The organism is Streptomyces solicamelliae, from assembly GCF_045348655.1.
Taxonomy (GTDB): Bacteria; Actinomycetota; Actinomycetes; order Streptomycetales; family Streptomycetaceae; genus Streptomyces; species Streptomyces solicamelliae.
Map to the genome: position 1 here is coordinate 4,530,235 of NZ_CP160404.1, position 19,675 is coordinate 4,549,909.

19 protein-coding genes are annotated in these 19,675 nt (G+C 70.3%); 9 read left to right on the plus strand and 10 right to left on the minus strand.

Annotated features, from left to right (window positions below; genetic code table 11):
- Positions 1-46: 46 nt before the first annotated feature.
- Both ABZO31_RS21240 and ABZO31_RS21245 read right to left on the minus strand, forming a co-directional pair.
- Positions 47-1,258, minus strand: a complete 1,212-nt coding sequence (locus ABZO31_RS21240; RefSeq protein ID WP_406862814.1) for a pyridoxal phosphate-dependent aminotransferase — start codon at positions 1,256-1,258, stop codon at positions 47-49.
- A 281-nt stretch (positions 1,259-1,539) separates the two neighbouring features.
- Complete coding sequence (locus ABZO31_RS21245; protein ID WP_406862815.1) at positions 1,540-1,761, minus strand: hypothetical protein; 222 nt, start codon at positions 1,759-1,761, stop codon at positions 1,540-1,542.
- Positions 1,762-1,803: 42 nt separating this feature from the next.
- Between ABZO31_RS21245 and mptB the strand changes: the two genes are divergently transcribed.
- On the plus strand, positions 1,804-3,225 hold the full coding sequence (gene mptB, locus ABZO31_RS21250) for a polyprenol phosphomannose-dependent alpha 1,6 mannosyltransferase MptB (RefSeq protein ID WP_406862816.1): 1,422 nt from the start codon (positions 1,804-1,806) through the stop codon (positions 3,223-3,225).
- Between the two features lie 152 nt (positions 3,226-3,377).
- Here the strand turns inward: mptB and ABZO31_RS21255 are convergent, their stop codons facing one another.
- Complete coding sequence (locus ABZO31_RS21255) at positions 3,378-4,958, minus strand: N-acyl-D-amino-acid deacylase family protein (protein ID WP_406862817.1); 1,581 nt, start codon at positions 4,956-4,958, stop codon at positions 3,378-3,380.
- A 7-nt stretch (positions 4,959-4,965) separates the two neighbouring features.
- Complete coding sequence (locus tag ABZO31_RS21260; RefSeq protein WP_406862818.1) at positions 4,966-6,207, minus strand: amino acid deaminase; 1,242 nt, start codon at positions 6,205-6,207, stop codon at positions 4,966-4,968.
- Positions 6,208-6,377: 170 nt separating this feature from the next.
- Between ABZO31_RS21260 and ABZO31_RS21265 the strand changes: the two genes are divergently transcribed.
- Genes ABZO31_RS21265 through ABZO31_RS21275 form a run of 3 tightly spaced genes read left to right on the plus strand, consistent with a single transcriptional unit; the run spans position 6,378 to position 8,610 of the window.
- Positions 6,378-7,442 (plus strand): sugar kinase, encoded by a 1,065-nt coding sequence (locus ABZO31_RS21265; RefSeq protein WP_406865427.1) that lies wholly within the window; start codon positions 6,378-6,380, stop codon positions 7,440-7,442.
- The gene (locus tag ABZO31_RS21270; protein WP_406862819.1) at positions 7,439-8,203 is read left to right on the plus strand and encodes an IclR family transcriptional regulator; all 765 of its coding nucleotides are present in this window, start codon (positions 7,439-7,441) and stop codon (positions 8,201-8,203) included. The genes ABZO31_RS21265 and ABZO31_RS21270 overlap by 4 nt, the downstream gene beginning before the upstream one ends.
- Complete coding sequence (locus tag ABZO31_RS21275; RefSeq protein WP_406862820.1) at positions 8,200-8,610, plus strand: RidA family protein; 411 nt, start codon at positions 8,200-8,202, stop codon at positions 8,608-8,610. Before ABZO31_RS21270 ends, ABZO31_RS21275 begins: the two co-directional genes overlap by 4 nt.
- Before the next feature lie 24 nt (positions 8,611-8,634).
- Here ABZO31_RS21275 and ABZO31_RS21280 read toward each other — a convergent pair whose 3' ends face one another.
- The 6 genes from ABZO31_RS21280 to ABZO31_RS21305 all read right to left on the minus strand — a co-directional run bounded on the left by ABZO31_RS21280 (position 8,635) and on the right by ABZO31_RS21305 (position 15,268).
- Entirely contained in the window at positions 8,635-9,969 is a 1,335-nt protein-coding gene (locus ABZO31_RS21280; protein WP_406862821.1) for a M14 family metallopeptidase, read from the minus strand.
- Between the two features lie 227 nt (positions 9,970-10,196).
- Entirely contained in the window at positions 10,197-11,903 is a 1,707-nt protein-coding gene (locus ABZO31_RS21285) for a chitinase (RefSeq protein WP_406862822.1), read from the minus strand.
- A gap of 183 nt (positions 11,904-12,086) precedes the next feature.
- Positions 12,087-12,539 carry a hypothetical protein gene (locus ABZO31_RS21290; RefSeq protein ID WP_406862823.1) on the minus strand — a complete coding sequence of 151 codons (453 nt, stop codon included), beginning with the start codon at positions 12,537-12,539 and terminating at the stop codon, positions 12,087-12,089.
- Between the two features lie 147 nt (positions 12,540-12,686).
- Positions 12,687-13,109, minus strand: a complete 423-nt coding sequence (locus ABZO31_RS21295) for a DUF3592 domain-containing protein (protein ID WP_406862824.1) — start codon at positions 13,107-13,109, stop codon at positions 12,687-12,689.
- A 1-nt stretch (position 13,110) separates the two neighbouring features.
- Positions 13,111-13,683 carry a hypothetical protein gene (locus ABZO31_RS21300; protein WP_406862825.1) on the minus strand — a complete coding sequence of 191 codons (573 nt, stop codon included), beginning with the start codon at positions 13,681-13,683 and terminating at the stop codon, positions 13,111-13,113.
- A gap of 28 nt (positions 13,684-13,711) precedes the next feature.
- Positions 13,712-15,268 carry a hypothetical protein gene (locus tag ABZO31_RS21305; RefSeq protein WP_406862826.1) on the minus strand — a complete coding sequence of 519 codons (1,557 nt, stop codon included), beginning with the start codon at positions 15,266-15,268 and terminating at the stop codon, positions 13,712-13,714.
- 411 nt (positions 15,269-15,679) lie between these two features.
- Here ABZO31_RS21305 and ABZO31_RS21310 point away from each other — a divergent pair, with 411 nt between their 5' ends.
- The 5 genes from ABZO31_RS21310 to ABZO31_RS21330 all read left to right on the plus strand — a co-directional run bounded on the left by ABZO31_RS21310 (position 15,680) and on the right by ABZO31_RS21330 (position 19,582).
- On the plus strand, positions 15,680-16,534 hold the full coding sequence (locus tag ABZO31_RS21310) for a hypothetical protein (protein ID WP_406862827.1): 855 nt from the start codon (positions 15,680-15,682) through the stop codon (positions 16,532-16,534).
- Positions 16,535-16,726: 192 nt separating this feature from the next.
- Positions 16,727-17,446, plus strand: coding sequence for a Flp pilus assembly protein CpaB (gene cpaB, locus ABZO31_RS21315; protein ID WP_406862828.1), 720 nt, complete (start codon positions 16,727-16,729; stop codon positions 17,444-17,446).
- 7 nt (positions 17,447-17,453) lie between these two features.
- Entirely contained in the window at positions 17,454-18,707 is a 1,254-nt protein-coding gene (locus ABZO31_RS21320) for an AAA family ATPase (RefSeq protein WP_406862829.1), read from the plus strand.
- A gap of 72 nt (positions 18,708-18,779) precedes the next feature.
- Entirely contained in the window at positions 18,780-19,199 is a 420-nt protein-coding gene (locus ABZO31_RS21325) for a TadE/TadG family type IV pilus assembly protein (protein ID WP_406862830.1), read from the plus strand.
- Between the two features lie 2 nt (positions 19,200-19,201).
- The gene (locus ABZO31_RS21330; protein ID WP_406862831.1) at positions 19,202-19,582 is read left to right on the plus strand and encodes a TadE/TadG family type IV pilus assembly protein; all 381 of its coding nucleotides are present in this window, start codon (positions 19,202-19,204) and stop codon (positions 19,580-19,582) included.
- The last annotated feature ends 93 nt before the right edge of the window (positions 19,583-19,675 follow it).

A 19,675-nucleotide genomic window follows, 5' to 3' on the forward strand; every position in this document is an offset into this window, starting at 1 on the left:
CCTTGGATTCGGTCTAAAGTTGAGTGAAGTCCGGAGTGTGGTCGGACTATGGCTGGCTGTAGCCGTCCAGGAAGCGCCCGATCCGTGTCACCGCGTCCGCCAGGTCCGTCGTGTTCGGCAGCGTGACGATGCGGAAGTGGTCCGGCTCGTGCCAGTTGAAGCCCGTGCCGTGCACCACCATGATCTTCTCGGCCCGCAGCAGGTCCAGGACCATCTGCCGGTCGTCCTTGATCTTGTAGACGTTCGGGTCGAGCCGCGGGAACAGATACAGCGCGCCCTTCGGCTTCACGCAGGTCACGCCCGGGATCTGGGTCAGCAGCTCGTACGCCGTGTTCCGCTGCTCCAGCAGGCGCCCGCCCGGCAGCACCAGGTCCTCGATCGACTGCCGCCCCTGCAACGCCGCCGCCACCGCGTGCTGCGCCGGCATGTTCGCGCACAGGCGCATGTTGGCGAGGATCGTCAGCCCCTCGATGTACGACTCCGCGTGCGCCTTCGGGCCGCAGACCGCCATCCAGCCGGAGCGGAAACCGGCCACCCGGTAGTTCTTGCTCATCCCGTTGAAGGTGAGGACGAGCAGGTCCGGGGCGAGCGCGGCCGTCGGGGTGTGCGTCGCGCCGTCGTAGAGGATCTTGTCGTAGATCTCGTCCGAGCAGACGATCAGGTTGTGCCGGCGGGCGATCTCCGTCAGTCCCCGCAGCATCTCGTCGTCGTAGACCGCGCCGGTCGGGTTGTTCGGGTTGATGATCACCAGCGCCTTCGTGCGGTCGGTGATCTTCCGCTCGATGTCGGCGAGGTCCGGCATCCAGTCGGCCTGCTCGTCGCACCGGTAGTGCACCGCCGTGCCGCCGGCCAGCGACACCGACGCCGTCCACAGCGGATAGTCCGGCGCCGGGACGAGTACCTCGTCGCCGTCGTCGAGCAGCGCCTGCATCGCCATCTGGATCAGCTCGGAGACACCGTTGCCGAGGTAGATGTCCTCGACGGAGAGCGGAATGCCCTTCGTCTCGTAGTGGCTCATGATCGCGCGGCGCGCGGACAGCAGGCCCTTCGCGTCGCCGTAGCCGTGCGCGTCCGCCAGATTGCGGAGCACGTCCTCGAGGATCGCCGGCGGGCACTCGAAACCGAAGGCGGCCGGGTTGCCGGTGTTCAGCTTGAGGATCCGATGACCGGCAGCCTCCAGCCGCATCGCCTCCTCGAGCACCGGGCCGCGGATTTCGTAACAGACGTTGGCGAGCTTCGTGGACTGGATCACCTGCATGACGAGAGCTTACGGCGGCGGTGGGCGGGACGCTCCGTGTTTTGGGACACGTCGGGCGAGGCGGGCGGGGCGGACAGGCAGGCGGGGGCGGGCGTGCACGGGCCCCGCGCACGACCGTTACGATCTGCGCACATGTGTGCGTCCAGGCATCGAAAGCGCGGCCGGATACCGGCCTGGGCCCCCGTCGGCGCGGTCGTGGCGTTCCTCGGCCTCGCGGTCGGCGGCCTCGCCGCGCTGTTCGGCGGTGGCTCCTCCGGCGGGCCCGCGCGTCCGGAGTCCGATCAGCAGCGGCGGGAGGCGCCGGAGCTGATCGGCGGGGGAGTGAGCAGCGGCGCGGCCGAGTCCTCGTCGTCGCCCTCGTCCTCGTCGTCGTCCCCCTCGGGGCGGCCGTCCGCGGCGCCCTCCGCCTCCGCTCCGAAGGCCAGCGCGTCGCCGTCGGCGCCCGCGCCCGTACAGAGCACCGCGTCCACCGGGGACGGGGACGGGCCCGGGAGGCCGGGCAAGGGCCATGGGGTGACCAAGCGGCCCCGGTAGGTTGACCTGTCATGGGAGTGTCGGCGTCCGTGCGCGATGGGGTGGCGAGCGCCTCCGGCTGCCGGTGGCTCGGTGCGGCCGGGTCGCTCGGCATCGCCGTGGGCGGGCTCGCGGCGGGCGCGCTGCCGGTCCGTGACCCTTGGGGGCTGTGGGAGCCGCGGGGCTCCTCGCTGACGCTTGCGGGTGCCCTTCTCACGTATCTCGGGCTCACGCTGCTCGTCGCGGCCTGGTGGCGGTACGGCGTGCTGCTCGCCCGTGGGGTGCGCGACCGGGTGCTCGTCACGCTCGCGTGGTGGGCCGCGCCGCTGGTCCTCGCGCCGCCGCTGTACAGCGCGGACGTGTACAGCTACATCGCGCAGGGCGCGATGGTCCTGGAGGGTCACGACGTGTACGCCGTCGGGCCCTCCGTGCTGGGCCCCGGCGACCTCGGCGCGGACGCCGCCGACAGCGTGGGCGGCCACTGGACGGACACGCCCGCGCCGTACGGGCCCGCCTTCCTGCTCCTCGCCGAGGCGGTGGTGGGGGTGACCGGCGGGACGGTCGTGCCGGCCGTACTCGGCATGCGGCTCGTCGCGCTCGGCGCGGTCGCGCTGATCGTGTGGGCGGTACGGGGGCTCGGCGGCGGGCCGCGCGCGCTGTGGCTGGCCGCGCTCAATCCGCTGCTGCTGATCCACGTCGTGGGCGGGATGCACAACGACGGGCTGATGATCGCGCTCATGCTGGGCGGGGTGCTGCTCGCCGTACGGGGGCGGTGGGTGCTCGGCAGTGCGCTCGTGGGGCTCGCGATCATGGTCAAGTCGCCGGCGGCGGTGGCGCTGCTGTTCGTGGCGGTACTGGTCGCGCGGCGGGGTGGGGTGGTGCGGGGGGTGCTGGGGCCGGGAGCGGTTGCGGTTGCTGTGGCGGCCGGGGCTTCCGTGGTGGCCGGGACCGGGTTCGGGTGGCTGCGGACGCAGGGGGTCGCGGGGACGATCCATACGGCGCTGTCCGTCACGAGCGACGTGGGGCTCGGGCTGGGGCTTCTCGTCGGCGACGACGGGGTGAAGACGGCGGTGCAGCGGGTGGGTCTGGCGGTGGCGGCGGCCGTCATCGCGTGGCTGGCGTGGCGCGTGTGGCAGGGGAGGCTGGATCCGGTGCGGGGGCTCGGTGTCTCCCTGCTGGCGTTGGTGGCGCTCTCGCCGATGGTTCAGCCGTGGTACTTCCTGTGGGGGACGGCGGCCGTGGCGGCGGCTTGCGCGGGGGACTCGCGTGCGCGGCGTGTGGCGGCGGTTCTGTCCGCTGCGCTCGTCTACGAGACCGCGCCCACGGGGCACACGCCTTGGTACGGCTTCGTGCTGGCGGGGGTGGTGGCCATGGCTGGTGTCGTGGGCCTTCGTTCTGCTGGGGTCGAACGGGTGCGGACCGCGGACGGTTCGCTGACCAGCGCCTCCGCCTGACGCGTGGGCCGTGGAGGGGGTGGTGTTCGGGACTGCATGATTGACGGCGCGTTCGGGTCGCTTCAGTTCTGAGCGTTTCTCCTGCGCCACAAATCACGCTCTACGTCCCGAACACCACCCCCTCCACGTCCCCCGCTCCCGTTCGTGTCCGGCTATCCCGCCGTGCGTCTGATCGATCTGCCCGCCAGGACGTCGGTTCTCCGGCCGTCCTCCAGGGCGAACCTGCCGTCGATCAGGACGTGCGGGATGCCCGTGGGCAGAACCCGGGGGGTCTCGTACGTGGAGCCTGCCGCGACTGTCAGCGGGTCGAACAGGACCAGGTCCGCCCGGTAGCCCTCCCGGACCAGGCCCCGGTCCCGGAGGCGGAGGCGGGCCGCGGGGCGGGAGGTGAGGTGGGCGACGCACTCCTCGAGCGTGAGGACGCCCTCCTCGCGGACGTACCGGCCCAGGTACTCCGGGAACGTGCCGTACGCCCTCGGGTGCGGCTTCGCGCCCTGGAGGATGCCGTCCGAGCCCCCGGTGTGCACCCGGTGCCGCATGATCGCGCGGACGTTCTCCTCGTGGCCCACGTGGTGCAGGATCGTGGTGCCCAGACGGTCGTCCAGGAGGAGGCGGCGGGCCGTGGGCCAGTCGGGGAGTCGACGGCCGATGTGGGGTGACAGGGCGGGGGTGGCCACGCCGGCGATCTCGATCGTGTTCCAGTCGATCGGTACGCCGTGGCAGCCGTCGGAGCCCCGTTCGAGGTGCTCACGGATGCGTTCTGCCGTTGTGTCGTCCCGGAGGCGGGCCAGAAGGGTCTCCGGGCCGCCCTCGTGGGCCCAGCTCGGCAGCATCGCGGCGAGGGTCGTGCTGCCGGGGGTGTACGGGTAGGTGTCGAGGGTGATGTCCGCGCCGGCGTCGAGCGCGTTGTCGAGGAGGGCGAGGAGTTCCGGGGCCCGGTCCTTGTTCACGTCGAAGTTCATCGTGGCGTGGGCCAGGTGCAGCGCGCAGCCGGCGTCGCGCGTGAGGGCGACCATCTCCGCGTACGCCTCCAGGGCCCCGGCCCCGTACGAGCGGTGGTGCGGGCAGTAGTAGCCGTCGTACCGGGCGACGACGCGGCAGAGCTCCGTGAGTTCGGCGTCGGGGGCGTACATCCCGGGGGTGTAGGTGAGGCCGGACGACATGCCGACCGCGCCCTGTTCCATGCCCTCGGCGACGAGTTGTCTCATGCGGAGGAGTTCGCCGGGTGTCGCTGTTCTGTTCTCCCAGCCCATTGCGTACATGCGGACCGTGCCCTGGGGGATCAGGTACGCGGCGTTCACCGCGATGCCGCGGTCCAGGCGGTCCAGGTACTCGCCCACGGTGCGCCAGTCGAGGTCGAGGTCGGAGCCGTCGCCGTTCCAGCCGGTGATCGCCTTGCGGACCTCGTCGAGGGTGCGGTCGTCGACGGGCGCGTACGACAGGCCGTCCTGGCCGAGGACTTCGAGGGTGACGCCCTGCGCGAGCTTGGCGCTGTGGTCCGGGTCGCGGAGCAGGGCGAGGTCGCTGTGGGCGTGCATGTCGATGAAGCCGGGGGCGAGGGCCAGGCCCTCGGCGTCGAGCATGCGCATGCCGGTGGGCCGCTGACAGCCCGCCGCCGCGGCCTCCTTGACGATCGAGACGATGCGGCCGTCGTCGACCGCGACATCGGCGCGGTACGAGTCCGCGCCGCTGCCGTCGACGACCTCGACGTCCTGGATGACGAGATCGATCACGGGTCTCCTAGAAATACGTGCGGATGAACTCCACAACGGTGCCGTCGGCCTCGACGACCGGGATCAGCTGCCACTTGTCGAAGGTGGTGCACGGGTGGGAGAGGCCCATGCCGACCCAGTCGCCGACCCGGAGCTCTGCGGTGGCGTCGGTGGCGAGCCAGGCATGCTGGTCGGAGAGGGCGGTGACCGTGATGCCGGTCGCCTCGTGGAACGCGCCGCTCGGGGTGCGGACGATCTGTGCCACCGGGAGGTGGAGGTCGTACGGGGCGTCCCGCTTGCCCGCGTTGGTGAACGCCTGCTCGGGCGTCGGGCGGGAGATCACCTGGGACCAGAGGCGGAACGCGGGCTGCAGTGCGCCCTCTTCGGGGATCCGGTTGAACGGGGTGAGCGAGCGGTAGTGGATGTCGTCGTGCGAGACGTACGCGCCCGAGCGCATCAGCTTGAGCGTGGGGTGGCTGAGTTCGGGGATTCGGGCGAACGTCTCGGCGACGACGTCGAACCAGGCGCTGCCGCCGGCGCTGATCACGATCTCGTCGGAGAAGCGGCCTGCTTTGTCGAAGTCGACGGCGAGTCCGATGAGTCGGTCCAGCCAGGCGCGGACGCGCTCGGGGGTGGCCTGCGGGACCTCGCCCTCGTAGCCGGCGACGCCGACGAGGCGCAGGGTGTCGACGGCGGCGACCGCGTCGGCGATCGCCCGGCAGTCCTCCTCGGTGCGCGCGCCGGTACGGGCGCCGTCGCCGGCCCCCAGCTCGACGACCACGTCGACCGGGCGCGGCGTGCCGCTCAGGGCCTCGTCCATCAGCTCGACGCCGCGGACGGAGTCGACGTAGCAGAGGAAGCGGAAGTCGGGGTCCTCGGCGAGTTCGCGGGCGATCCAGCGCAGGGCCGCGGCGTCCACGACCTCGTTCGCCAGGAAGATCCGCTGGATGCCGAAGGCCCGGTAGACGCGCGCCTGGTGCGGGACGGCGGCCGTGATGCCCCAGGCGCCGTGCTCCAGCTGGCGCTCGAAGAGCTGCGGGGACATCGAGGTCTTGCCGTGGGGTGCGAAGGCCAGATCGTGGCGGCGCGTGTACTCCTCCAGGAGGCGGAGGTTGTGCTCCAGGCGCTCGGCGGAAAGGGCGAGGACGGGCGTGGTGAACCCGCCGGTGAACAGGTTGCGGCGCTCCGCGGCCAGCTCGTCGAGGGTCAGGCCCTGGGCGTCCGGCGGCAGGGCCTTGAAGCGGTGGTCGACGCGCTCGTCGGCGTGCATGGGCGCCTCCTTGTGTGTTGCATTATGTGCAACGATCGTTGCGTGTGTCGCTTCGTGGTGTCTAACATCCGAGCCGATGCCGGGTCAATGGAACCGGATCCGCATGACCGACGAGGAGTCCGAGGGTGACCGGTGCATCGGGCGTCGACGTCGTCTGCGTGGGCGAGTCCATGGTCACCTTCGTACCCACGACTCCGGGGCGTCTCGCCGACGTGTCCGCGTTCGCCCGGACGATCGGCGGCGCCGAGTCCAACGTCGCGTGCGCACTGGCGGCGGCCGGACACCGGGTGAAGTGGGTGGGGCGGGTCGGCGCGGACGCCTTCGGCGACCATCTGGTCGAGGCCATCGGCGGGTGGGGTGTCGACACGACGGCCGTCGCCCGGGACCCGGACCGGCAGACCGGCGTCTACTTCCGCGCGGCCACGGATCGTGCGGACGGCGGGCATGAGGTCCTCTACTACCGCGCCGGCTCGGCCGCCTCCGCGATGTCGCCGGAGACGGTGCCGTGGGGTGTGGTGGAGGGCGGGCGGATGCTGCATGTGTCCGGCATTACCGCGGCTCTGTCGGACGGCTGCGGTGCGCTGATGCACCAGCTGGTCGCTCCCCGGCCGGGTCGCCCGCTGGTCTCCTTCGACGTGAACTACCGCGCGGGCCTGTGGCGGGGCGGCCGAGCGGCGGTGCTCCTGGAGTTGGCGCGGGCGGCGGATGTGGTGTTCGTGGGGGAGGACGAGGCGGAGGAGGCGTGGGGGTTGAGGGGAGCGGACGCGATCCGGGAGGCGCTCCCGGAGCCGGGTGTGCTGGTGGTGAAGCGGGGAGGGCGGGGAGCGGTGGCGTACGAGCGCGACTCAGCCCGTCGGGAAGGGGCCGCGTGGGGTGAAGCCCAGCGCAGCGGCCCCGCACCGGGCTCTGCCGCCCGCACCACCGTCCCCGCCCCGGCGCCCGACACCGTCACCGCCGCACCCGCCCCCCACGTCACCGTCGTCGCCCCCGTCGGTGCCGGCGACGCCTTCGCCGCCGGGTTCCTCTCCGGAACCCTGCGCGGGCTGACCGTCGCCGAAAGAATCCGCCACGGCCACCTCATGGCCGCCGCCGCCCTCACCACCCCCCACGACCTGGCCGCACCCCCCTCCCGCGCCCACGCCGACCGGCTCGTCGCCCTGTCCGACGACGCCTGGGGGAGACTTCGACTGGGCCCCGGCTGGACGGGGGAGGACCTGGAGGTACGTACGTCATGAGCCAGACCGTCGACCGCGCGCTCAGCATCCTGCCGCTGCTCGCCCAGGGCCCCGCCGACCTCGGGCAGGTCGCCGAGCGGCTGGGGGTGCACAAGTCGACCGCGCTGCGTCTGCTGCGCACGCTGCACGAGCACGGGCTCGTGTACCGCCAGGAGGACCAGCGGTACCGGCTGGGTGCGCGGCTGTTCGCGCTGGCGCAGGAGGCCGTGGAGAACCTCGACGTGCGCGAGATCGCCCACCCTCATCTCGCCGCGCTCAACGAGCAGATCGGGCACACCGTCCACCTCGCGGTGTACGAGGAGGGCGAGGTGCTGTACATCGACAAGGTCGAGAGCCGCTACCCCGTGCGTATGTACTCGCGCATCGGCAAGCCCGTCGCGATCACCGTCGCCGCGGTGGCCAAGCTGCTGCTCGCCGACCTGCCCGAGCCGGAGCGGCGGACGCTCGCCGCGAAGCTCGACTACCCCCCGTACACGCCCCGGTCGACGCCGAACGCCGCCGCGTTCCTCGCGGAGCTGGCGACCGTACGCGAACAGGGCTGGGCCACCGACCTCGGCGGTCACGAGGAGTCCATCAACTGCGTCGGCGCGCCCATCCGCGGCGCGGACGGCCGGGTCGTGGCCGCCATGTCGGTGTCCGCGCCCAATGTCGTGGTCACGGCCGAGGAACTCCTCGCCCTGCTTCCGCTGGTGCGCCGCACCGCGGACGCCATCAGCCGGGACTACTCCGGCACCACCCCTCCGAAGGAAGCCACCGCATGACCGAGAAGATCGCGATCACCCCGTCCACGCACACCGCGCCGCCGGCGAGGTTCTCGCACGGCGTGCGGAAGGGCGACATCCTCCAGGTCGCCGGCCAGGTCGGATTCCTGCCGGCCGTCGAGGGCCGGGCGCCGGAGGTCGCGGGGCCCTCCTTGCGCGAGCAGACCCTGCAGACCTTCGCCAACGTCAAGGCGGTCCTGGAGGAGGGCGGCGCGGGCTGGGACGACGTGATGATGATGCGCGTCTACCTCACGGACGTGGACCACTTCGCCGAGATGAACGAGATCTACAACGCGTACTTCGAGGAGCAGCACCTCAAGGCCCCCGCCGCGGCCCGCACGACGGTGTACGTCGGACTCCCGAAGGGGCTCCTGATCGAGATCGACGCCCTGGCCGTCCTCGGCTGAGAACGGTCAGGGCGTCGTACGGCGTCAGGCGCAGTACTGCGCCTCCTTGCCGATGGAGCGGTACATACAGTCCGCGTTCTCGATCAGTTGGAGCACCGCGTCGCGGTTGCGGCTGGTTTCCCGTTCGATGACCTCGTCGGGCGGGTAGAAGCCGCCGTTCCAGGAGGACGCCGGGTACATCTCGAAGGTGTACCCGAAGATCTTCTGGTTGCCCCACAGCCAGTCGTCGATGGAGCCGTCGGTGATGTACAGGTCGCTGGACTGCTCGGGGGTGTAGCCGTTGCTGGTCGCCATCTTGCGGCCGACGGCGGCGAAGGCGTCGCGGTCGTCCTGGGTCATGCCCGGGGCGGTGTCCGCGTTGGTGTAGCCGAACGGCCAGAGCACCAGCTCGCTGTACGTGTGGAAGTCGATGCCGGCCTTGATCTGCTGCTTGCCGCCCACCACGCGGGAGCGGACGAAGTCGGCGACGACCTTCACCTCGGGCGCGGACTCGGCCGCCGCGCCGCGGTAGGTCTCGGAGCTCTTGGAGCCCGAGGAGCCGCCGCAGCAGCCCCACTTGAAGTCCCAGTTGCGGTTCATGTCGGTGCCGACGTACGAGGAGCCGGCGTTGGGCTGCCGGTTCTTGCGCCAGCTGCGGTACGAGCCGGAGGCGATGTCGTACTCGCCGCCGTCGGGGTTGAGGTCGGGCACGATCCAGATCTCGCGGCCGTTGACGGCGTTGGTGATTCTGGTGTCCTTGCCGTAGCCCGCGCCGAGTTCGCGCAGCAGGTAGAGCGCCATCTCGACGGTGAGGTGCTCGCGGGCGTGCTGGTGGTGGGTGAAGAGGATCTCGGGCTCGGCCTCGTCCGTGGCCACGTTGTCGCTGATCTTGATCGCGACGAGGTCCCGGCCCTGGTACGACTTGCCGATGACCTGCTTCTTCATGAGGGTGGGGTACTGCGCGAGCCGCTGGTCGATCTCGGCGTTCATCTCCGCGTAGTTGTGGTACTTCGCGTCCGCGGAGGGGAAGTCGAGCGGCTTGACGGCCTGGCCGGCCAGGGAGCGGTCGGGCGGGGCCGGCAGGGCCACCGGCTTGTGGCCGAGCGCGCGCAGCTTGCGCAGCTGGGCGGCGTTGGCGCTGACGACGACGGAGTGGTCGTCGGCCTCGTCGACGGAGACGCCGGTCGCGGTGAGCGCGGTGCGCTCGGCCGCGGTGGACGGGCCGTGGATCTCGTACTGCCGGATGACCTCTTCGGCGGCGGCGGTCGGTTCCGCGTCGGCGCCGGCCTGGCCGGCTCCTGCGGAGAGGGGCGCGGCGAGGGCGAACGCCACCAGGGCCGCGAGGGTGGCGGTCCTTCTGCCGCGGGTTCGAAGTCGCATGCTGTCTCCTGGGTGGGGAGTGTGGGGGTGTGCGACAAGCAGACTGATGCGCTGTGGTGCGGGGTGTCGTGCCATCCTCCGAGCGGTGACATGCTCCGGTCAAGACGGGGTTCGGACAATCACCACTACACACGGCAGCGCCGCCGGGGGAGCGGCGGCGCTGCGGTCACATGGGTGGTGTGCGGGGCGGGGGAGGGCGCACGGGGGACGCCGTACGCCCTCCCGGACTACGGCAGGTTGTGGACGTGCGGACCCACCGCGTTCGACCAGGCGTTGCCGGCCGTCGCGTCCCAGTTCGTCGACCAGGTCATGGCGCCCCGGATGCCCGGGTACGTCTGCGACGGCTTGAAGCTGCCGCAGCCGGTGCCGCGGGCCAGGCAGTCGAGCGCGTTCTTCACGATCTGCGGGTCGACGTACCCGCTGCCCGCGCCCCGCGTGGAGGCGGGCACGCCGAGGCCGACCTGGGAGGCGTCGAGGCCGCCCTGGAGCTGGATGCAGGCGAGCGCGGTGAGGAAGTCCACCGAGCCCTGGCTGTACACCTTGCCGTCGCAGCCCAGCATCGAACCGCTGTTGTAGTACTGCATGTTGACCACGGTGAGGATGTCCTTCACCGCGAGCGCCGTCTTGAAGTACTCGGTGCCGGTGCTCTGCATGTCGATGGTCTGCGGGGCCATCGTCAGCACCATCGACGAGCCGGCCTTGGCGGACAGCTGGCGCAGCGCCTTGGTCAGGTAGGTGGAGTTGATGCCGTGCTCGAGATCGATGTCGACGCCGTTGAAGCCGTACTCCTGCATCAGGGCGTAGGCGCTGTTCGCGAAGGCGGTCGCGGAGGCGTCGCTGTTGATCGTGACGTTGCCCTTCTCGCCGCCCACCGAGATGATCACAGACTTGCCGGCCGCCTTCTTGGCCGCGACGTCCGCCTTGAAGTCGGCGACGGAGGAGTAGCCGACGGCCGGGTCGAGGTTGAAGACGATCTGGCCCGGCGTGGTGGTGGAGTCCGCGAACGAGACGGCGATGATGTCGTACTGGGACTGCACGTCGCGCAGCTTCTGCACCGTCGCGCCGTTGTTGAAGTTCTGCCAGTAACCGGTCAGCGCGTGCTTGGGCACGGCCGGCCCGGGCCCCGGGGTCGAGGTCTTGGCCGTACGGGCGCTGATCGCCGTCGACTTGGCCGACTCGCCCGCGGAGTTCGTCGCGGAGACCTGGAACTGGTACGCGGTGTCGGCCGCGAGGCCGCTCACCGTCGCCGAGGTGCCGGAGACGGTCTGGGCGAGGGCGCCGTCCTTGTAGACCTTGTAGCCGGTCGCGCCGGAGACCGCGTTCCAGCTCAGCGGGACGGAGGAGGAGGTCGGCGTGCCGGCCGCGAGGCCGGCCGGGGTGGCCGGGACGACCGGGTCGGGGTCGGTGCCGCCGCCCCCGTCCGGCCCGAACACGCTGACGTCGTCGACGTGGTAGGCGGCGGTGCCGTACCAGCCGTGCGTGTACACCTGCACGGAGGTGGTGGACGCGCCGGTGGTGAAGGTGGTCGTCAGCTGCTTCCAGGACGGCGAGTCGGGCGTCCACGTGGAGACGTCGGTGGTGCCGGTCCCGGACGCGCCGAGGTAGGCGTACCCGCCCTGCACCCAGGCGCTCAGCGTGTACGTCGAGTTGGGCTTCACGGCCACGGTCTGGGCGCACTTGGCGTTGTCCAGGCCGGCCGGGGTGGCCTTCAGCGCACCGGCTCCGGTGCGGACGGGGGAGGAGACGACGGCGCCGGAGCCCGCGGAGCAGCTCCAGTTGGTCAGGCCGGACTCGAAGCCGGCGTTCTTGGCGACGTTCACGTCGGCCGCCTGCGCGGTGCCGGCCGTACCGATCAGGACGAGTCCGGACCCGACGGCGAGCGCGAGCGAGGCGCCGAGCAGGCGGCGCCCGCGAGCGCGTGTGGTGCGGTCCACTTGCTGCCTCCAGTGGGGAGTTGGGAGGTGGAGGGCGTACGGCGTTGTACGGGGGGTCGTACGGATGGTGGCCACCGCGGGTGAAATCTGGTCCAGACCAATTGAGTTGTCAAGACCTCTGGTGCCCCGGGAACGCCGAAGGCCCCCGCATCAGCGGGGGCCCTCCGGCGGGGAAAGGGAGCGTCAGTCCTGCTCACGCAGCCGTTCCGCCGCGTACCCGGCGACGCAGCCGACGACGAGGACGGCGATCGACATGATCACGCTCAGCACGCCGAGATTCCGCCACGGCAGCCCGGCGGTCACGGCGAACCCGACCAGCTGCGCGGCGACCGGCACCACGAACGCGGCGCTCATGTGCTGCACGGTCGACTCGCGGTGCGGCTCCGCGTGGACGCGGGCCGAGACCCAGACGGCGAGCGCGATGCAGACCGCGTTGGGCAGGTGCACCAGCCACAGCACGTCGGCGAACGACTCGAGGCGCTCGGGCGTGGCCAGGGCGCCGTAGAAGTAGGCGGTCTGGAGGTAGGAGGTCAGGAGCAGCACGATCAGACCGGCCGCCCAGGACTTGAGCAGGGCGAATATGGGCCGTCCGGTGTCGGCCGGGGCCGGCGAGCCGTAGTTGCGGGAGTACGACATGGGAAATCCCTGGGATCCGAGTGGGGGGAACGGGGGCGTTGGGGGCAGGGGGTCCGGTCCCCGCGGCGTGGGGTCCGCCGAGACCGGTGGTGCGGGTGGTGCGGGGAGTGCAGGTGGTGCGGGGGTGGTGCCGGAGGCGCGTACGGGTCAGCCGGTGAGCTCGTGGAACAGCAGGACCAGGAAGAGCAGGCACGCCAGCCCGCAGCCCGTCACCACGACGAGCCCGAGCCGTACCGGCGCCCAGTTGTCCCGGCTCGCGATGGTCGCGGTGCGCTCCGGGTCGGCCGGGTCGTACGCGACCGTGACCTGCGTGCCCTTGCTCATGGTCCAGCCGGCGAGATCCTTGAACTCCACCTCGCGGCCGTCGGCGGTGCGGAACACGAAGTAGTGGTCCTTGGCGTCCGAGTCCCGGTCCGGGTACTCGACCCTGCTGCACGTGCCCGTCGTACGGACGCCCCGGCGGAGGGTGCGCAGCACGGTGAGCAGCCGGCGCCCGTACGACGCCGCGAACACACCGAACAGCACGGCCATGAAGCCGAAGAACAGCAGGTTGCCGCCGGGGACGTCCATGTCAGTGGACCTCGATCGATTCGACGATCTTCGCCAGGTCGGCGTCCGACAGCTTGCCCTTCTGGGCGTCGATGCGGACGGCGAAGGTCTTGTCCTTCGAGTCGAGGCCGGTGACGATCGTGCCATGGATCCGGGCGCCCTTGACGGGCTGGCCCTTGTCCCCGTCGGAGACGAAGGCGAAGTCGATCCGCTGCGCGTCGTCGGTGCCGGCGATCTCCACCTTCTTCGTGCCCTCGATCTTCGAGCCGAGCTGGACGCCCGCCTCGGCGGCGATGGCGGCCTGCTCCGCGTCGTGGGCGGTGGTGAAGTTCAGCTGGACGGTGATGATGCCCACCGTCCGGTCGCCCTCGGTCAGGGTGGCCGCGGCGGCGTTGTACTTGCTCCGCTCCGCGTCGCCCTGCGGCTTGAAGGCCGGCGGGTACGCGACGTCCACGCCCTTCGTGGTCAGCTCGGACCAGCCCTCGGGGACCGCCGCCGTCGTCGTGCTCTTGTCGTCGCCTCCGCCGCAGCCCGTCAGGGCGAGGGCGACGACGGCGCCCACCCCGAGGGCCGCCGCGCGCTGGAAGATCTTCATGACCGTACTCCTGCTCCCGTTGTCCGGATCAGTTCGCACAGTAGCTGTACGGGACATAGGACCGCGATCCACCCTGGGGAGCGCCCAGGAATTCCGCGTCGTTGAGCGTTTCTTCCTTTCGCTCCGTCGAGATCGAGAATCCGAGGCTGAGTCCGAGGTTCAGATCGAAGCCGTATTCCGCGGCGTCGGTCTTTCCGGTGTACTTCGTCTTGCTGGACATTCCCTTGTCGAACATGAGCTGACCGAACGGGTCGTCATTGCCCGGACGCGTGGTGGGCGCGTTGTCGTCGAACATGTAGCCCCAGGCGGTGCCCAATTCGTTGTTGCCGGCCAGCCAGTCCTCGACGGTCTTGCGGTCGGCGGCGCCCTGGTCGCCCTTGGGGATCACGATCGAATTCGTGACGACATCGATGCCGGTCTCGGAGTCCGATCCCTTGATCCCGCCGCTGCCGCCGCGCTTGTCGTCGTCCTTCTTGCCGTTGTCGCCCTTGCCCTTGACGCCGTCCTTCGTCGCGTTCTTCTCGACGGTGCGCGTCATGTCGATCCGGACGATCTCGCCGGTCTTCTTGTCCTTGGTGACCGTGATCGTGCCGGTCTGGGAGGTCTGGGCGGAGTGCTCGCCGTTCAGCGGACCCGCCTCGTACCCGACCTTCGTGCCGTACTCGATGGCCATGGAGTACGTGTAGGCCTTGGTGCCCTTGTAGTTGTTGTCGGTCCAGGTGACCTCGGGCGCGATCTTGACGTTGCCGCCGAGCGTGGCGCTGAGCTTCTTGTCGTCGCCAGCCGAGAGCTTGAGACCGCCGGAGGCGGAGCCCTCGGCGCCGAGCTTGCCGTACGTGATGTTGCGGTTCTTGCCGAGGTCGCGCTCGATCCGCTCCCGGGTCTCCTCCTCCTCCTTGAGGGGGCCGGTCCCGAAGAGGTACAGGATGCTGTCGCCCATGCTGGCCTCGGCGCCTCCGGGCATGGTGCGCCGCATCTCGTACATCTGCAGCTTCTCGATGTCGTCGCGGAAGCGCTTGGCCTCATCCTCGCTCTCGAACACCCAGGTGTCGCCGTTGGTGACCTTCACACCGGCGCCGAGCTCCAGCGTGTCGGCGCCGAGCTTGCCGACCTTGAGGCCCGGCTTGAACTCCTTCTTGGCGGCGATCGACGCGGCGTCGGTGAAGGTCATCATGACCATCTTGTCCTTGTCGTCGACCTTGCCGTCCTTGTTCAGGTCGGTCTTCGACTGGAAGTGCTGCTCCTGGAAGCCGTACTCCTTGCCGAACTCCCAGAACAGGAACTTGGCCTTGGAGCCGGCCTTGTCGCTGATGGCCGAGATCTGGCAGAGCGGGGGCTCGTAGTCGGCGTCGGTCTTGGGGGCGGAGGCCTCGTCGCCGGTACCGGAGCCGCAGGGGGCGCCGCTGAAGGACAGCAGACAGCGGAACTTGTCGGCGAGCCGGGAGTCGGTGCCGGTGCCGAGCAGCGCGGCGACGATGGCGACGACGACGACGGTCGCGCCGACGTAGTCCAGGGCCGAGGCGCCGCGGTCGTCGTACGGGGAGCCGTCGGGCCTCAGCGAACGACCCCATGTGTCACGCGACATATGTGTGTCGCGCCACAATCTGGACTCGGCCGGTATTCGGCTCCTTCGTCGCATACCGCGCCCCCTCCGAACTCTGCCGCACGGCTGCGGCCTCCTCGAGATTTCTCCGAACGGAAGCCGAGAGTACGGATCGTGCGGGGGCGTGCGCGTGGGCCCTGGGGCCCCATTGAGGGCCCAGCCCGGGGATTGGGCCCGCTGTGCGGTGGAAGGGAAAGTTGGTAGAACAGTGAACTAGCAGGCGTTATGCCCGGATTGACCCGTAGAGGCCTTGTGATGGTTGCCCGCTCGGAACCTGCCGGGTGTTCTCTGTGTCGTAGGAGGTGGATAAAGTGCTGATACCTGAGCACGGAGAGTATGAGTGAACTGCGGCCGCCGGATCCCCGGTGGACCGGAGCTGAACGGGGAATCAGCGTGCCGACCGCCATTGCCGTCACCAGTACGGAGCTGGTGCTGCCACCACAAGATCATCAAACGCCGACCGCCGCGCTGCTGCAGCATCCTGACGAGCAGCCGCTGGAAGCTGCCCTGGCCGACATGCAGGTCCTGGTCGAGCAGCACGGCTACGTCGTCGCGGTGTACCCGGCGTCCATCCCGGCTGCGCACGAGCGACGCCTGCACACCATCCGCGCGGTACTGGAGAGCGACCGCATCGCCCTGCTGAAGCTCGACCTGCCGCCCCTGGGCGTCGCCGTCCTGGTGCGCCAGCTGCGGCAGCTGTCGATCTGCGACTTCAGCGCGGGCGTCGTCGCCTCGGCGGCCCGCCTGCTCTCGCACTACATCCACGCCGGCGCCCTGCTGAACTCGGTCACCCGCCTCGACCGCGTACCGGTCAGCCTCAAGGCGCACGCCAAGTCGTGGGTCCCGGGCTCGCAGTTCGCGGTCCTGGCCAACCCGACGCCGCAGCTGATCAAGGTCGGCAGCGGGGACCTCACCGGCCCCGAGTTCGGCACCCACCTCGCGGTCGCCAAGGGCCAGCTCCAGTCGGACTGGGTGACCAGCACGCTGGCGCCCGCCTGGCAGGTGCAGGGAGTGCAGGAGGTGGCGCTGCCGTCGGATTCCGCGCGCTGGTGGGGCACGTCGAAACTGGTGGAATTCGCCGCGTTCCTGCCGAACATCTCGATCATCTACCAGCTGGTCTCCTCCGTCAGACGCGAGATCTGCACCTGGTGCGGTCTCGAACTCATCGGAGACCGGTGCGGGTTCTGCGCGGCACCTCTGGCGCCCGCGGAGAACCAAAACCACGCTCATGGTGTCCTGAACGCTTAGGGGGCATCAAGGAACGCCGAGGGTGTGTCCCGCAAATTGGTTCCAGGTGCACTCCCGATGCGCGTGTTCCGCCCCCCACGTACGGATCGATCCGCTCGAAGCTCCGCTGCACAGCACCGCGCCCACGCTCAGCACGTGCATCGCAGTTCGTCCGCCTGCCCGTAACCGTCTCCCAATGAGGTTGTCCCGCCCATGAATTCACGCCAACGCCGCGGCGTCGTTCTTCTGCTCCTTTCCGTGCTGTGCGCCTTCGCAGCCTTCGCCGGTGTCCTGTCGGTGATCAGCGACGTGAATTCCAAGGTGGGGCCCGAAGTCACCGCGTACCGGCTGAAGAAGGACATAGCCCCGTACAGCAAGCTCGAACCGGGCCAGTTCGAGAAGGTCAGCATGCCCAAGCGGTGGCTGTCGCCCAACGCGGTCACGGACATCAGCGTGATCGACCAGAAGACCGCGGTGACGGCGCTGCGGCGGGGCTCGCTCCTGCAGGAAGACATGATCGTCAAGCGTCCCGCGCTGGAGAACAACCAGCAGGAGATCGCCATCATGATCGACGCGGCGACCGGTGTGGCCGGCAAGATCACGCCCGGCGCGCTGGTCAACATCTTCGCCACGTTCAACGACGAGGCGCTGGGCGAGAAGAAGCCGGCCGAGTCCCGCATCATCGTCGCCAACGCCAAGGTCCTGGACGTCGGCCAGCTGACCGCCCTGGAGCCGAAGAAGGACGACCGCAACGCCGGCGCCGCCGAGGCGGTGCCGATCACCTTCGCACTGAACACCCAGGACGCCCAGCGAGTCGCCTTCGCGGAGTCGTTCGCCGTGAACCTCCGTCTTGCCCTTGTCGCCAAGGGCAGCCCCACCACCCTGCGGCCCGGCGAGGACCGGTACACGCTGCAGGAAGACACGAGCAGGTGACACTCGGATGACCACACGTATCCTCCCCGCGGTCGGCGACGCCGACGCCGCCCGATCCATCACCACCCTGCTGAGCCAGCTCCCCGACGCGGAGCCGGCCCAGCCGGTCGGTGACTCGACCTCGCTCATCGACCTGCTCTCGCAACTGGCGGGCGAGTCTCTCGACGAGCTCCCCGAGGTCGTCCTGGTGCACGAACGGATCGGTCCGGTCCCCGCGCTGGAGCTGATCCGTGAGGTCTCCCTGCGGTTCCCGGCCGTCGGCGTCATCCTCGTCACCGCCGACGCCAGCCCCGGGCTGTACTCGGCGGCGATGGACTCCGGCGCCCGCGGCCTGGTCGGGCTGCCCCTCTCGTACGAGGAGCTGACCCAGCGCGTCCAGGCCGCGGCCGCCTGGTCCGTGGGCGTCCGCCGTCACCTGGGCCAGGGCGCCGACCTGTTCAGCGGACCCGGCGGAAAGGTCGTCACCTTCAGCGGCTCGAAGGGCGGCGTCGGCACCACCGTCATCGCCGTCCAGACAGCGCTGGCGGCGCAGGCGTCGGGCATGAGCGCGGTCCTGGTCGACCTGGACCTCCAGGCCGGCGACGTCGCCTCGTACCTGGACGTCCAGCACCGCCGTTCCATCGTCGACCTGGCCTCCATCCAGGACATCACGCCGCGCGTCCTCCAGGACGTCGTCTACTCCGGCGACAAGGCGGGGAACGTCTCGCTCCTCCTCGCCCCCGGCGAGGGCGAGCGGGCCGAGGAGGTCAACGACCGCGCCGTACGGCAGGTCATCAGCGCCCTGCGCACCAAGTACGAGATCGTCGTCATCGACTGCGGCTCCGTCCTGAACTCCGCCAACGCCGCCGCGATCGAGATGGCCGACCGGGCCGTCCTGGTGACCACCCCGGACGTGATCACCGTGCGCGCCGCCAAGCGGATGGTGGGTCTGTGGACCCGCCTCCAGATCCGCAAGGCGGAGGAGACGGTCACCGTGGTCAACCGCTACATCCGCAACACCGAGATCCAGCCGCCGCTCGTCCAGAAGATCACCGGGACGAAGGTGGCCGGCGTCGCGATCCCGTCCAACTTCAAGGAACTGCAGGCGTCCGTGGACGCGGGCCGGATGCAGGACCTGGAGGCCCGGGCCGTGGTCAAGCAGGCGATGTGGGCCCTGGCGGGCGAGCTGGAGCTCGTGAAGCGCGAGGAGCAGCCGGAGAAGGCGGGCGGTCGCGCGAAGGGCGGCGACCGGGGGTCGTTCGGGCTGCGCAAGCGCGGCTGAGCCGGCGAGCCGGTCAGTGGTCAGTCAGCCGCAAGTCAGTCGTCATCAGGAGTCAAGGGGGAACGTTGAATCATGAGTTCACCAGAGATACGGGTGGGAGCGCCTGCCCGGTCGGCTGACGACCGGGGCCAGACGTCCATCGAGTTCGCGGGCACGTTCCCGCTGATGCTGCTGGTGCTGGTCGTGCTGTGGCAGTGCGCCCTGATCGGCTACACCTTCTCGCTGGCGGGGAACGCGGCGGACAAGGCGGTCCGCGAGGCGGCGGTGACCGACTACAACTGGTGGGACGGCCGGGACCGGATGTGTGAGATCGCCGGGCGGGAGGACCTGCCGGAGCAGTGGCGTGACGCGCGCATCGACTGCGGGCTTGATCCGGACAACAAGGACATGGTCGAGGCCGAGGTCGAACTGCCGATCCCGCTGCTCTTCCCCGGCGGTCCCAGCATCGGCTTCGACGCCGAGCTCACGTCCGCAGCGGCGAGGGAGAACTGACGATGAACCTCCGCGTACGCAACCGCACACAGCGCCGCGACCGCGGCCAGGCAGGTATCGAACTGGTCAGCTGGACCCCGCTCCTGCTCCTCGTCGGCCTGCTCGTCATCCAGCTCGGCCTCGGCGTCTTCGCCGCCCAGCAGGCCGGCACCGCCGCGCGCGCGGCCGCCCGCGCCGACTCCGACCAGCGCAACGACACCTGGTACGAGCGCGCCGCCCGGGACTCGCTCTCCGACTTCCTGGAGAAGAACGGCGGCGCCCGGATCACCAAGAGCGGCTGGGGCGACGAGGTCACCGTGACCGTCCGCGTCAAGGTCCCCTCGGTCGTGCCCGGCATCAGCTTCGGCGAGGCCGAGAAGAGCGCCACGATGCCGAGGGACTGACCCGGACCGACCGGGACCGACCGGTCCCGACCGGGACAGGACCCGGCCCCGTACACGCACGACCGAGTAAGCAACCAGCAGCACGCAGGAGTT